18 protein-coding genes are annotated in these 13739 nt (G+C 49.7%); 16 read left to right on the top strand and 2 right to left on the bottom strand.

Annotation, left to right across the window (positions count from 1 at the left end; translation table 11 throughout):
• Positions 1-199 precede the first annotated feature (199 nt).
• From rpsA to ADA01nite_RS05910, 9 genes are all read left to right on the top strand, one after another.
• Positions 200-1378: a 30S ribosomal protein S1 gene (gene rpsA / locus ADA01nite_RS05950; RefSeq protein WP_146809044.1), complete on the top strand. Its 1179-nt coding sequence runs from the start codon at positions 200-202 to the stop codon at positions 1376-1378.
• A 21-nt stretch (positions 1379-1399) separates the two neighbouring features.
• Positions 1400-2449, top strand: a complete 1050-nt coding sequence (gene fni, locus ADA01nite_RS05945) for a type 2 isopentenyl-diphosphate Delta-isomerase (RefSeq protein WP_146809043.1) — start codon at positions 1400-1402, stop codon at positions 2447-2449.
• A gap of 157 nt (positions 2450-2606) precedes the next feature.
• On the top strand, positions 2607-3236 hold the full coding sequence (locus ADA01nite_RS05940) for a YphA family membrane protein (RefSeq protein WP_146809042.1): 630 nt from the start codon (positions 2607-2609) through the stop codon (positions 3234-3236).
• A 3-nt stretch (positions 3237-3239) separates the two neighbouring features.
• A complete protein-coding gene (locus tag ADA01nite_RS05935) occupies positions 3240-4136 on the top strand; it encodes a YIEGIA family protein (protein ID WP_146809091.1) in 897 nt (298 codons plus the stop codon).
• A gap of 2 nt (positions 4137-4138) precedes the next feature.
• Positions 4139-4333, top strand: a complete 195-nt coding sequence (locus ADA01nite_RS05930; RefSeq protein WP_146809041.1) for a capping complex subunit for YIEGIA — start codon at positions 4139-4141, stop codon at positions 4331-4333.
• Between the two features lie 95 nt (positions 4334-4428).
• On the top strand, positions 4429-5745 hold the full coding sequence (gene der / locus ADA01nite_RS05925; RefSeq protein WP_146809040.1) for a ribosome biogenesis GTPase Der: 1317 nt from the start codon (positions 4429-4431) through the stop codon (positions 5743-5745).
• Positions 5746-5767: 22 nt separating this feature from the next.
• On the top strand, positions 5768-6361 hold the full coding sequence (plsY, locus tag ADA01nite_RS05920) for a glycerol-3-phosphate 1-O-acyltransferase PlsY (RefSeq protein WP_146809039.1): 594 nt from the start codon (positions 5768-5770) through the stop codon (positions 6359-6361).
• Between the two features lie 5 nt (positions 6362-6366).
• Complete coding sequence (locus tag ADA01nite_RS05915; RefSeq protein WP_371863540.1) at positions 6367-7410, top strand: NAD(P)H-dependent glycerol-3-phosphate dehydrogenase; 1044 nt, start codon at positions 6367-6369, stop codon at positions 7408-7410.
• Positions 7411-7503: 93 nt separating this feature from the next.
• A complete protein-coding gene (locus ADA01nite_RS05910) occupies positions 7504-7770 on the top strand; it encodes a stage VI sporulation protein F (RefSeq protein ID WP_170230159.1) in 267 nt (88 codons plus the stop codon).
• A 296-nt stretch (positions 7771-8066) separates the two neighbouring features.
• On the opposite strand, the gene ADA01nite_RS05905 is transcribed toward ADA01nite_RS05910, so the two are convergent.
• On the bottom strand, positions 8067-8588 hold the full coding sequence (locus tag ADA01nite_RS05905) for a hypothetical protein (RefSeq protein WP_146809036.1): 522 nt from the start codon (positions 8586-8588) through the stop codon (positions 8067-8069).
• A gap of 136 nt (positions 8589-8724) precedes the next feature.
• Between ADA01nite_RS05905 and ADA01nite_RS05900 the strand changes: the two genes are divergently transcribed.
• On the top strand, positions 8725-8901 hold the full coding sequence (locus tag ADA01nite_RS05900; RefSeq protein ID WP_146809035.1) for a DUF2768 family protein: 177 nt from the start codon (positions 8725-8727) through the stop codon (positions 8899-8901).
• Here the strand turns inward: ADA01nite_RS05900 and ADA01nite_RS05895 are convergent.
• On the bottom strand, positions 8891-9106 hold the full coding sequence (locus ADA01nite_RS05895; RefSeq protein WP_146809034.1) for a hypothetical protein: 216 nt from the start codon (positions 9104-9106) through the stop codon (positions 8891-8893). The two genes, ADA01nite_RS05900 and ADA01nite_RS05895, sit on opposite strands and share 11 nt — an antisense overlap.
• Positions 9107-9203: 97 nt before the next feature.
• Between ADA01nite_RS05895 and ADA01nite_RS05890 the strand changes: the two genes are divergently transcribed.
• The 6 genes from ADA01nite_RS05890 (at position 9204) to mtrB (ending at position 13687) form a co-directional block, all read left to right on the top strand.
• Complete coding sequence (locus ADA01nite_RS05890) at positions 9204-9548, top strand: 2Fe-2S iron-sulfur cluster-binding protein (RefSeq protein ID WP_146809033.1); 345 nt, start codon at positions 9204-9206, stop codon at positions 9546-9548.
• On the top strand, positions 9542-10264 hold the full coding sequence (locus ADA01nite_RS05885) for a YphF family lipoprotein (RefSeq protein ID WP_146809032.1): 723 nt from the start codon (positions 9542-9544) through the stop codon (positions 10262-10264). The genes ADA01nite_RS05890 and ADA01nite_RS05885 overlap by 7 nt, the downstream gene beginning before the upstream one ends.
• A 237-nt stretch (positions 10265-10501) precedes the next feature.
• Complete coding sequence (gene spoIVA, locus ADA01nite_RS05880; protein ID WP_146809031.1) at positions 10502-11980, top strand: stage IV sporulation protein A; 1479 nt, start codon at positions 10502-10504, stop codon at positions 11978-11980.
• Positions 11981-12229: 249 nt separating this feature from the next.
• Complete coding sequence (hbs, locus tag ADA01nite_RS05875) at positions 12230-12502, top strand: non-specific DNA-binding protein Hbs (protein ID WP_146809030.1); 273 nt, start codon at positions 12230-12232, stop codon at positions 12500-12502.
• Between the two features lie 126 nt (positions 12503-12628).
• On the top strand, positions 12629-13192 hold the full coding sequence (gene folE, locus ADA01nite_RS05870; RefSeq protein WP_146809029.1) for a GTP cyclohydrolase I FolE: 564 nt from the start codon (positions 12629-12631) through the stop codon (positions 13190-13192).
• A 267-nt stretch (positions 13193-13459) separates the two neighbouring features.
• Positions 13460-13687, top strand: a complete 228-nt coding sequence (gene mtrB, locus ADA01nite_RS05865; protein WP_146809028.1) for a trp RNA-binding attenuation protein MtrB — start codon at positions 13460-13462, stop codon at positions 13685-13687.
• Positions 13688-13739 lie beyond the last annotated feature (52 nt).

Below are 13739 nucleotides of genomic sequence, written 5' to 3'. Positions count from 1 at the left end.
CCCTGTAATATAAGGCATTTTGCTTACCTGAGTGTGTATGAAGTCCAGAATTTAGCAGGTTTGGCACTAGCAATGGTGTATGCAACTTTGGTAAGCTAAGATAAATATGCTGCTGTTTGCTATAAATGCTTGTTGTTTCTTTTAGGAGGTAAGAAGCATTTATTGTTTGAATGGCTTTTATTTCAAGGAGGTATGGTCTATGGTAGAGGAAAATCAAAATGAATTGAATGGTCAACAGGGTTTGGAAGGGGTTGAGGTTAACCAGGTGTTAACCGGCACCGTTTCCCGTGTAGACGAGAAACAAGCCTTGATTGATGTGGGCTATAAGTATGAGGGCATCCTTCCGATCAGCGAAGTGTCGAGTCTTCATATCGAAAAAGTAGCCGATGTTCTTTCCGAAGGCCAGGAGATCCAGGTAAAGGTTATCCGTCTTGATCAAGAGAAGGACGAGATGATCGTCTCCAAGCGTGCGGTCGATGCGGAAAAAGCGTGGGACGAACTGCAGGGCAAGTTCGAATCGGGCGAAGTTTTCGATGCAGTGATTGCTGACAGCGTAAAGGGCGGCCTTGTGGTTGACCTCGGCGTACGTGGTTTCATTCCTGCTTCGCATGTAGAGCGCCATTTTGTGGAAGATTTCTCTGACTACAAAGGAAGAACGCTTTCCGTAAAAGTAATTGAACTCGACAAAGAAAAGAACAAAGTGATTCTTTCTCATCGCGCCGTACTCGAAGAAGAAGCGAACAAACAAAAGCAAGCGGTGCTTGAAAATTTGGAACCGGGCGCGGTCATCGAAGGCACGGTACAGCGTCTGACTGATTTTGGCGCGTTTGTTGATGTGGGCGGCGTAGATGGCCTGGTACACATTTCTGAGATTGCCTGGACCCATGTTGATAAGCCGTCTGACGTTCTGAAGGAAGGCGATAAAGTCAACGTGAAGGTCCTGAAGGTTGACAAAGCGAACGAACGCATTAGTTTGAGCATTAAAGCGACGCTGGCCGGACCGTGGGAGCAGGCGGCAGATAATTTCAAAATCGGTGATGTTGTGAAAGGTACAGTGAAGCGCCTGGTTAGCTTCGGTGCGTTTGTCGAAGTGGCTCCGGGTGTAGAAGGCCTTGTTCACATTTCTCAAATCGCCAATCGCCACATCGGCACACCGGATGAAGTGTTGAAAGAAGGCGAAGAAGTGAATGTGAAGATTCTGGATTTCAATCCGGGAGAAGAGCGCATGAGCTTGAGCATTCGTGAAGTACAGGATGAAAAGCAGAAGCAGGAAACGAAGAAAGAAGTTGCGGCATACCAGGCGGATGAGAACAACGTCGGTATGGGCGTAACGATCGGCGATCGCATGGGCGATCTGCTCAAAAAGTTTAAATCCTAATTTGATAATAGAGAGGTCGTAATGTCGAGGACTTCACGAAAACGCGAACATGTAGAGCACGCGCTAACAACCGGACAGTCCGGCACACACGGACTGTCGGATGTGAAGTTTGTGCACAATTGCTTGCCCGATCTCGCAATGGAACAAACGGATATGAGCACTTGTATCGGCGGACTCGCATTGAGTTCGCCGATTGTTGTAAATGCGATGACAGGCGGGGCAAGCGAAACATATAGTATTAATCAATCGTTAGGAATCATTGCACGCGAGACGGGTCTTGCGCTGGCGGTCGGCTCACAGATGGCGGCGATTCGGGATTCGTCGCTTGTCGAGACATACCGGATAGCTCGCCGGGAGCATCCTCATGGTATTCTGTTCGGCAATCTGGGCGCAGAGGCGACGCCAGAAATGGCTCGTCGTGCTGTAGAGATGATTGAAGCGGATGGGCTACAGATTCATTTGAATGTGATGCAGGAGCTAATCATGCCGGAGGGAGAGCGGGATTTCAGCGGGGCGCTCCGGCGTATTGAAGCGATTGTTCAGGCGGTGGACGTGCCGGTGATTGTCAAGGAAGTCGGATTCGGCATATCGCGCGAAACGGCGTGTAAGTTGACTGATTGTGGAGTGGCTGCAATTGACATCGGTGGACGTGGCGGAACGAATTTTGCGCAGATTGAGAACATGCGGCGCGCGCAGCCGTTTGCCGTGCTGAACGAGTGGGGCATCTCTACGGCGGCAAGCCTGCTGGAAGTTGCGACACTGGAGGTGCGTCCGGATATTATGGCGACCGGCGGAATTCAGACGGGCTTAGATACTGCACGCTGCCTGGCGCTGGGCGCCTCCTGCGTCGGCATGGCAGGCGTTTTTCTCCGCTATGCGGTGGATGGACGGACGGAAGAAGCGATAGAGTACGTGAACAATCTGCATGAAGAGTTGAGCGTAATTATGACTGCGCTTGGTGCCCCGACCATTGCCGCGCTGCAGCGAGTCCCGCTTGTCATTACCGGAGACACCTATCACTGGGCAGAGCAGCGGGGCATTAATTGCAAAGTGTTTGCGCAGCGTTCCTAAAGAAAAAGGCAGTTCTCGCTTTATGAGGCTGCCTTTTTCCTCATTGAAATCATTTCTTTGTTCTCTTCCCCGTTTCTATCTTGCAAACTTATATGCTATGCCAGCCTGGTTTTTCGGCAATAATACTGACAGAAAAACCGAAAAGGAGATAGTGCTTATGAATCCGGGATATTTATCGGCTTTTTGTCTGCTGCTTATTGCCGTACTGGCGTGGATGGGCTTACTGGACGGCTTACTTTCCCGCTTACAAATTCGACTGCGTACATTCTATGCTTTGCTTTTTGCGCATTATCTGGCCAGCGGCTGGTATATACCATTCGGTCCGTATATAACCCTAAGTGTGGGAACGTTTCTGCTTCCTATTGTATTTTTCCTTTTCTTATGGGGCAGGCAGGAACGAGAGAGTCGGAACTACAGTTTTGCGGCAGCATTGTTGGCCGGCGTTACACTATTCTTGCTCCGCTATATAATCAGGCTTGATCCTGTACTGCACGTTGTGGATGAGGTTTATCTTGTTGCAGGCGTTGCCGTGGTTCTCACGGTAGTGATGAGCAGGCAGGCAGACCAGGCATTGATCATCATGGGGCTTGGCCTGTGTCTGATGGAAATCGTTACGCAGGTGTTGGTTTATTCATCTGTTAACGCTGTTACGCTGGGAGAATTTGCGTTTCGTGATGCGCTCGTCTTTTCGCTGCTTACAGGTCTTTTGGTGCACGCCGCAGTATTTCGCTGTATAGATGCAAGCGGCGCACTTGCACGCAAAGTTTTGGTGAGAAGGAGTCGATGAATGATGGGAAACTACACCGTCCCGGTAGTCATGGGTGTTATGTTTGGCGTAGCAGCCCGCCTGTATATGCTTCGTACGGATTATCGACAGTACCCCACATACCCCCATGGCCGGATTATTCATATTGCACTTGGCTTCATTGCCGCGCTTATTGGCTCGGTCGTCATTCCTTCTATTTTGAAGCCGGATTGGACAGCAGTTACGTTCCTGGGCCTGGCGGCGCAACAGTTTCGTGATGTACGGAATATGGAACGGAATATGCTGCAGCAGCTCGACAGCATGGAACTTGTTCCTCGCGGCGTTTCTTACATCGAAGGCATTGCCCAGGTGTTTGAAGGACGCAATTATCTCGTCATGCTCACCTCACTCATCGTCACACTGGTTGCTATTCGAGCCCCTTTCTGGTGGGCGATTGTAGTCGGAATTGCCATGTTTGCTGTCAATAGGTGGCTTATGTCAGGCAAAGTGCTCGGACAAATCGCTGATATTAAACAGGGACATATTGTTCTCGATGGCCCGAATCTGTACGTCGATGATATCTATATTATGAACATCGGCTTACAATCTGATCGGGATGCAATTCGCGAACATGGGATAGGCGTCGTGGTAACCCCGAAAAATCCCAATAGTCTGGTTACCATTGCAAATCTCGGGCAGCGTCAGGCCATTCTGCATGATGTATCATCTATTCACGGCGTATATCGCGATTCGGGGGAGCCGGCCCTCGTACCGCTTATCAAACGTGATATGCAGAACGGCAGGTTAGGCATTTTCCTGTTGCCGGAAGAGAAAGATAGGAGTAAAGTGCTTAAGACAATAGAGCGGGTGCCGGTGCTGGACAGTGCCATTCGGCTGCCGCGTGAAGCCAGCGTCAATCAGCAGACCAGGGGGACACGTTAGCCATGTCTGTTTCATTAGAAAAATACATTCTGGCGGTCATCACCATCAATCGACAGCGGGTCGGCGGAGGGGCCCCTGTTTTTTATGCAGACGAAGAAAAAGAATTGGAGCAAATTGCTTTTACGCTTGAAAAAATTCTCGACGGCATCGCCCATGAGATTACTCCGGACACGCTGATTATCGTGAAGCACTCCTGAATGAAAGCGACTCGCTTCCGCCTTGTTTGTCTTGCCTGTCCTTACAATTCATTCTATGATAGTAGAGATATTGAAAAAGAGAGGTAAGTTATGTTATGGCAAATCCTGTAGTAGCAATTGTCGGCCGTCCGAATGTCGGTAAGTCGACGCTATTCAATCGAATTGTAGGAGAGCGATTGGCGATTGTCGAAGACGTTCCGGGTGTAACCAGAGATCGTCTGTACAGCAAGGCGGAATGGCTCGGCAAACCGTTTCATTTAATTGATACAGGCGGCATTGATTTTGATGATCATGATGAATTGCTTGAATCAATCCGCAACCAGGCGGAGCTTGCGATAGATGAAGCGGACGTTATCATATTTGTGGTGGACGGCACCGTCGGCATTACCGATCAGGACCAGGACGTAGCACGTATGTTATTCCGTTCGAAGAAGCCGGTGATTCTTGCGGTCAACAAGATTGACAATCCACAGCGCTTAAACGATGTATACGAATTTTACTCGCTTGGCATGGGTGATCCGTTTCCGATTTCCGGTGCGCATGCGACAGGGATTGGCGATTTGCTGGATGAAGTAATCAAGCATTTTCCGGAATATAATGATGATGAATACGATGATGATGTCATTCGTGTATCGCTTATCGGCCGTCCGAATGTAGGGAAATCGTCGCTGGTCAATGCGCTGCTCGGAGAAGAGCGCGTTATCGTAAGCGACATTGCGGGCACGACTCGTGATGCGATCGATACGCCGTTTACGTTCAAAGGTCAGGAATATGTGCTGATCGATACGGCGGGGATGCGCAAACGGGGCAAGGTGTACGAGTCGACCGAGAAATACAGTGTCATGCGGGCGCTGCGGGCCATGGAGCGCTCGGATGTCGTACTGGTCGTTATCAATGGTGAAGAGGGGGTTATCGAGCAGGATAAGAAAGTAGCCGGCTATGCGCATGAGGCGGGCCGGGGTGTTATCATTGTCGTCAACAAGTGGGACGCGGTAGAAAAAGATGAACGCACAATGAATAAATTCATTGCAGATATTCGCGAAGAATTTAAATATCTCTCTTATGCGCCGATTCTGTTTGTGTCCGCCAAAACGAAACAGCGGGTGCAAATGATTCTGCCAAAGGTGGCCCAGGTGGCAGAGCAGCATGCGCTGCGCATCGCGACGCCGGTGCTAAACGATTTGATTCACGAGGCAACGACGGTGACGCCACCGCCGAGCGATAAAGGTCGCCGCCTGCGCATCAACTATGCGACACAGGTTGCAGTTAAACCGCCGACGTTTGTTTTGTTTGTCAATGATACAGAGCTTATGCATTTTTCTTACCAGCGCTACTTAGAGAATAAAATTAGAGAAGCTTTTCCGCTGGAAGGGACTCCGATTCGCATTCTCGTGCGAAACAAGTCCGAATAAATAAGGAGAGGGGAGAGACCGGATGGGAGCGGTTGTTATCATCCTGTCTTACTTGCTGGGGTCGATTAGCTTCAGCATTCTTGTCGCGAAAAAAATCGCAAAGATTGATATCCGGCAGCATGGAAGCGGCAATGCGGGTGCGACCAACACGCTGCGCGTACTTGGCAAAGGGCCGGGAATTGCGGTGCTGCTTCTGGATGCGGCCAAAGGCGCTATCGCTGTCGGGGTAGCCCATTGGTTAACAGGAGGGAACGACTGGGTGATCGTACTCTCCGGTATTGCCGCAATTCTTGGGCATAATTGGCCGGTATTTTTCGGATTTCGAGGCGGTAAAGGGGTTGCCACTACCATCGGTACGCTGCTGGCATTGACACCGGTACCGGCGCTGATTGCAGTGGTCGTAACCGTTGCGGTCATTGCAGTAACACGCTACGTGTCGCTTGGCTCGCTTGTTTTTTTTACGTTGATTCCCGTCATTCTCATTATTACCGGGGCTTCTTTGGCCTATATTATAGGCACGCTTATAATAGCGGCGCTTGGCTATATACGCCATGCGGAAAACATTAAACGGCTGCTTCAGGGCACGGAGCGGAAGCTTGGACAGTCGAAACGGTAGGGAGGATGGATAGAATGCGAAACGTTGCGGTAATCGGAGCCGGGAGCTGGGGAACTGCGCTGGCAACAGTGCTTGCGGAAAATCATGAAAACGTCTCACTCTGGGCGAGACGGGAAGAGCTTGCGCGGGAAATAAACGAAACACGGGAGAATAAGCGGTACCTTCCCGGTATTACGCTTTCCGAACGTATCAAAGGGGACACATCGCTCGAGAGGGCAGTACGAGACAAGGAGCTTGTGGTTCTCGTTGTTCCCTCCCATGCCATGAGGGACACTGTCCGTACGCTTGCTCCGCATCTACATAAAGATACGATCCTTGTGCATGCCGCAAAGGGACTCGAAATCGATTCGCTTAAACGGATGAGCGAAGTGATCAAAGAAGAGGTTTCTGCTTCGTTTCATGAACAGATTGCCGTATTGTCAGGGCCGAGTCATGCCGAAGAAGTCGGCATGAAAGCGCCGACCACTGTTGTAGTTGCGGCCGAGAAAATGAGCGTGGCTGAGGAAGTACAGGATGCGTTCATTACAAGCCGTTTCCGGGTCTACACCAATCCGGACGTCATCGGTGTAGAGATTGGCGGCGCGCTGAAAAATATTATCGCGCTGGGCGCCGGGGTGAGCGATGGACTTGAATTCGGAGACAATGCAAAAGCTGCGCTGCTTACGCGTGGCCTGGCTGAAATCAGCCGCCTGGGGATTAAACTTGGCGCCAATCCTCTGACGTTTACCGGCCTTGCGGGGGTGGGCGACCTGGTAGTAACGGCTACCAGTCAGCACAGCCGCAATTGGCGTGCGGGCAGGATGCTGGCTCAGGGGCTTGCACCGGACGAAATTGTTGCGCGCATGGGCATGGTCGTAGAAGGGATTAAAACGACAAAAGCCGCCCACCAGTTAGCGTGTGAGCTTGGTGTAGAAATGCCGATTACACGGGAATTGCATGCGCTTCTATTCCGACAAAAGGCACCGCGTGACGCTGTCAGCGATTTGATGGGACGGGTTCGCCGGCACGAAACAGAAGAGTTGGCGCTTCAATACTTTGATAATCATTGATGGACAAATGGGCGATGACGCCAGAAGGCCGCACTTTTTCCTCCCCTTCCTCATACACTGTTGTTGTATCATGAAAGGAGGGAGATGGAGGGTATGGTAAACATCCCGAAAAAATTTCTTGATAAATTACAGGGCAGAAACGTGGACACGTCAAAGCTGGAAAAGCTGGCTGGTGGCGTGAAAAAAAGCGATCTGGATGATGATCAAAAGCTGCTTCAACTGATTCGCCAGCTGGCCGTGATCGCCAATGTATCTTTAACAAAGGAAAAGGAAGAAAAAATCATTAAGTATATTCGTACACATAACGTACAGGGCGGAGATATGAAGACGTTGACAAACTTGCTGAAAAATAAACTGTAATCTTGGAGAAATAGGCGAGGCGCGCTGTTACAGGCTTGCTGAAATTAGCATACAGTATAGCATGATTCGCGAAAATAAGGGCTCTCGAAAACGACGCGAGGATACAGAAGGAAAAAAGAGGGATAATGCTGTCCGGCATTATCCTTCTTTTTCTGTGAAAATTGTGAGGAAAGAAGGAGAGGGAAGAGGAAATAAGATCCAGGGGAGAAAAAGGCATTCGCCTTTTTCCACATTGAAATCATTCCCTCGTTCTCTTCTCTCTTTTCCTTCGTACCGCAAAATAGGAGGCCCTACGGTCAGGCCTCCTCTGATGATGTTGCAATTTCATCCATTTCCAATAATGCCTGCACAAGCGGAGAGTTCAGCAGGGAAATAATCTGGCGGAAATCGACGTTATTTAATGATTTGATAAACGAGAGTGCTGACCTCTCTCCCGTATCTCCGCTGCCCTGCTCTGCTGCCCTGAGCATCGCGCGCTTTTGACTGCTCTTTGACCAGCGCTCATACATACCAATAAGGTTGGTTAGTGTGCTGAGCGTCTGCTCCATCTCGGCCATCGTGCCGCGCATTTGGGTTGACCATTCTCTGACAGTATTAATGGATGTGCGCATCTCTTCCGGAGATTTAGTCAAAATGGACGGTAGATTTTTCATAAAGGCAGAAGCTGCCCGAAGGTCCGTTTTATTTTTAACCGGCACGATGGCCGTTGCAGCTTCTTTTTTTGCAACGACGGGCGCGGCCTTTTTGCGCTTTTTCCCGCTCGCTGCCGTGCGCCTGGATCTCTTCGTATACGGGCTTCGCCGTTTCTGGCTGTTCATGATTGCGCCCCCTTTATCCTATAGTCAACATTATAGTATGCGTTCGTCCTGTAAGAGGTTCGATTGTCCCCGGTTTGTGCTATAATGTGAGTATCCGATTTACAGGATCATTTTTACAGACAAAGAGGGAGTGCTCATGCATTTAATGTTCTATGCGCTGAGTGCAATCGGCTTGATGATTGTTGCCAGCGTTACGATTGTATTCGCGCGTAAACTGCAGCGGCGGCTGCTCAGATTCGCACTGTCTACCGTCGCCTATGCAAGCTTAATTGTGGCGTTTTTTCTTATGGTGGCCGTGTTGATTACTTTCTAGTTCCCGGTCCCGTATTGCGGGCTTTGATGTATTTGTGAAGCATGAGGAGCACAATGTACAACACGCCAATTCCAATTCCCGCCCACAGTACGACATCGGCCGTATTTTCAGTGTTGGCGAGAAGGAATACGGGTGTAAATAGCACAATACCGAAGAAGAAGGTCCCTTCGAGCGCCACCTTAATCCATTCGCGGCTCATTAGCATGATGTTCAAGCCTCCTTGTATGCATGGAATCAAGCTTAGTGTAGGCCAAAACGATGCTTGTTATCCGCAAAACAATAAAGAAGCAGGGGATGTTACCATGGTGAAAATTACATTTGCGCCGGCGAACCGTCATATACAGGTCCGTGTCGGAGAAACCATATTGCGAGCCGCATCCAGGGCAAGGATCGCCATCTCCCAGCGCTGCGGCGGCAAGGGGGCCTGCACAATGTGCAAAGTGCGGGTTACTCCAGGTAGTTTTGTTTCACCTCCGCAGGAGAAAGAGAAGCGAATGATTGGCGAAGAGCATCTGGCATGCGGCATGCGGCTTGCCTGTCAGGCAAGAGTGCAGGGAGAAGCGCAAGTGGAGCTTGCGGAAAGCCGGCTTGCGTCCGTTGTGCGCACCCAGTTGGAAAAACAGCGGCAGGAGAGAGGCGAATGGTAAGGAAGTGGAAGTTACGGATGACGGGGCTTATGGCCCTGTGTTTGCTGGCGCTTTCCGGATGCGCGTATCCGCGCGCTCAGATGCTGCAGAATGCGGCACCGCCGGTTCAGCAAATTAAGATGGTACAGGATGCAGTAGATCAGTACCAGAAAGAAACAGGTGTTCTGCCTATTGTAACGAAAGACGCCGATACGCCGGAATTCGAACGGTATCCGGTCGATTTCTCAAAAATTGTGCCAAAATACATTCCGTATATTCCCGGGGCTGCGTTTGAAGCGGGTGGAAACTACATGTTCGTCCTGCTGAATGCGGAGACGAAGCCGGAAGTTCGCTTGATCGATTTAACCGTATCCCAGGGCGTTCAGAGCATGCAGGAGAAAGTAAGCCGTTATTTTGCCGACAAAAAAGAGTTTCCGCTTGGTCCGAAAGTGGGGGACGGATATTACTTGATTGATTTTGATAAACTGCACACGGGCGAGGAGTCGATCCTCAGCCATTTCAGCGGGCAGCCAATGTCCTACATTATCAACGAGCGCGGTCAAGTGGGCGTAGATTATTCCGTTGATTTGGCGCTAGCATTGAAGAATGCGCCGGAAAAACCGAAGCAGGCCGGAGATATTCGTTATGTACTGGCCGATGTCTCTCCACTTGCGCCGGTGAAATCGTTTCCATACCGTCTTATCAACGGAGAACCAAAACTTGCTCCGAGCGAATGATGACTTCTTTTTCTTTTCTTCCTGAAATAATTCTGGTATATCTTATCTCGCTTTACCATATCTTGTACAAAGCAGGACAGGGTGGGGTGCACAGACGATAATGGCGGGACCCGGCACCGTTCTCGTGGTACTCGTTCAGGCCGAGTCGAGGTCTATTTTTTCCGTCGCCCTCATAAGATGAGTAGTGTCCTTATAGTACAAGAAGTAGATGGGAAAGAAACGCGAGGAGGTATCCAGGTGGAACGTGTAGATATTTTCAAAGACATTGCGGAGCGCACGGGGGGAGACATCTATATCGGCGTGGTCGGCCCTGTTCGCACCGGAAAATCAACATTCATTAAACGCTTTATGGAATCCATCGTTATTCCCAACATTCCGTATGAAGCGGAGCGGGTCCGTGCCGTGGACGAACTACCGCAGAGCGCGGCAGGAAAAACGATTATGACGACCGAACCGAAGTTCGTGCCGAACAACGCGGTTGCCATTCATGTGACCGACGGACTTGATATCAATGTGCGTCTTGTCGATTGTGTAGGGTATACGGTGGAAGGTGCCCGGGGATATGAAGACGAGAACGGTCCGCGCATGGTAACGACACCATGGTATGATGAGCCGGTTCCATTCGAAGAAGCCGCTGAGCTGGGCACGCGCAAAGTTATCCAGGAACACTCAACGCTTGGCGTGGTTGTCACCTCGGACGGTACGATTGCTGAAATTCCGCGCGTCGGTTACGAAGAAGCAGAGGAGCGCGTCATAAATGAATTGAAGGAAGTGGGCAAACCGTTTGTTATCATTGTAAATTCCCTGTACCCGGGTCGTCCTGAAACTGTAGCTCTGCGCGCTGCTCTTGAGGAAAAATACGATGTGCCGGTCCTTGTGATGAGCGTCGATTTAATGGATGAACGGGAAGGACTCGCCGTCCTTCGCGAAGTGTTGTTCGAGTTCCCGGTCCATGAAGTTAATGTCAACCTTCCATCCTGGGTGATGGTACTGCACGAAGACCACTGGCTTCGCCAGAATTTCGAAGAAGCGGTACGGGAGACGGTGAAAGACATCCGCCGTCTGCGAGACGTGGATCGTGTGGTTGGCTATTTCGGCGAATATGAATTCATCGACCGTGCTGCGCTGGCCGATATGAATATGGGCCAGGGAGTGGCAGAAATCGATTTGTACGCCCATGACGAGCTGTACGACCGCATTCTTATGGAGATTGTTGGCGTAGAAATCCGCGGCAAGGATCATCTGCTCCAGCTTATGCAGGAGTTCAGTCTCGCAAAGAAGGAGTATGATAAGATTTCAAGTGCACTCAATATGGTACGTCAGACCGGGTACGGTATCGCTCCTCCTTCACTCGAAGAGATGAAGCTCGACGAGCCGGAGATTATCCGCCATGGATCGCGCTTCGGTGTTCGTCTGAAAGCGACGGCACCGTCGATTCATATGATTCGGGTCGATGTGGAATCCGAATTTGCGCCGATTATCGGTACGGAGAAGCAAAGTGAGGAGCTGGTGCGGTATCTAATGCAGGATTTTGAAGAGAACCCGCTAAGCATCTGGAACTCGGATATTTTCGGCCGCTCGCTCAATTCGATTGTAAATGAAGGCATTTCCGCCAAGCTGTCCATGATGCCGGATAACGCGCGTTACAAGCTGCAGGAGACACTGGAACGTATCATTAATGAGGGTTCGGGTGGACTTATCGCGATTATCTTATAGACGGGACAGAAAAAGAATAAGGTAAACGAGACGAACACCGGCTTCTCCTTATTAGGCAGAAGCCTTTTCTCTTTTAGGGAAGCCTGGGGACACAATAGGAGAAGATTGGGTGAAATCCCTTGAATTACAGCGTTTTCTATATTAATATTAGCTTGTCCACCTTTAAAAATACTTAAGTTGTGTATAATTATCCTATAATTGGTTAACAACGTATAACAAGAAAACTCCCTTTGGGAGGAGGTGAATGACATGAATAAGACAGAATTAATCACGAAAGTATCCGAAGCGACCGAACTTACGAAGAAAGATGCAACAAGAGCAGTGGAAGCGGTATTCGATGCGATTACGGAAGCTTTGAAAAACGGGGACAAAGTACAATTGATCGGATTTGGTAACTTTGAGGTGCGTGAGCGTGCTGCTCGCAAAGGCCGCAACCCGCAAACCGGCCAGGAAATCGAAATTGCTGCTAGCAAGGTACCTGCCTTCAAGCCGGGCAAAGCATTGAAGGAAGATATTCAATAGTGGCGTACATACCGTCATTGGACTTGATTTATCCATTTATGGCAAAGCAAACGGAGCTGTACGAATGTACAGCTCTTTTTCCTATCTATGTCCGAAAGTTTTGCCTGTGGGCTACGGAGGTTCGCTATGAAAGTAAATCATAAAAAAATTGAAGAAGCGGTACGCATGATTCTAGAAGCGATAGGTGAAAATCCGAGCCGTGAAGGTCTGCTCGATACGCCGGCGCGTGTGGCCCGTATGTATGAAGAGGTGTTCACGGGTCTTTCACAGGACCCTAAAGAGTATTTCTCGGTCGTGTTTAGCGAAGAACACGAAGAGCTTGTACTCGTCAAGGATATTCCGTTTTATTCAATGTGCGAGCATCACTTGGTGCCGTTCTATGGCGTAGCGCATGTAGGCTATATTCCCCGTGGCGGACGTGTGACGGGACTATCCAAATTGGCTCGAGCCGTAGAAGCGGTAGCGAAACGCCCTCAATTGCAGGAGCGAATTACCTCAACAGTTGCCGATTCGATTATGGAGACGCTTGAACCGCATGGTGTTGTGGTGGTCGTGGAGGCAGAGCATCTGTGCATGACCATGCGCGGTGTCAAAAAGCCCGGGTCCAAGACAGTAACCTCAGCCGTGCGCGGCATCTTTGCGCAGGACCCTGCTTCACGTGCCGAAGTATTCAGCTTAATCAAAGGGTGATCTGTGAACAAAATAAGTCAATCACATGTATTTGTGGGCGGCGCACGTGTTTAAAATCTAGCGCTTTCGCACATGTTAAAACAGAGGTGAATGCGCTGTGAATAAGATGAAAACAATGTATTGGTTGTGGCTTTTGCCAATCGGACTCCTCATTGCTCTCGTGTATATTAGTTTTTGGTTATATAGATAAACGTTGACAGCGCTTCCTTTTTGCGCGATAGTTAAAACCGTAGCCATCTTAGGGAAGAGTAAAGAGGGGGAGCGTTTATGAACGGAACGTCGACTGAATTTATTGTCATCAAAGCACTGGAGAATGGCGTTAATGTCATCGGATTGACGCGCGGTGAATCCACAAGGTTCCATCATTCTGAAAAACTCGATAAGGGCGAGATTATGATCGCCCAGTTCACCGAGCATACATCCGCGATTAAAGTTCGCGGCAAGGCTGTTATTCAGACGAGCAACGGTACGATTGACACGCTGGTGGACAAGTAGAAAAAAACAAGCAGGCATCTGCTTGTTTTTTTCTGTGAAAATTGTGAGGAAA

The organism is Aneurinibacillus danicus (assembly GCF_007991215.1).
Classification (GTDB): domain Bacteria; phylum Bacillota; class Bacilli; order Aneurinibacillales; family Aneurinibacillaceae; genus Aneurinibacillus; species Aneurinibacillus danicus.
The sequence above is the reverse complement of the archived record's forward strand: the minus strand, read 5'-3'. Positions and strand labels throughout refer to the sequence as shown.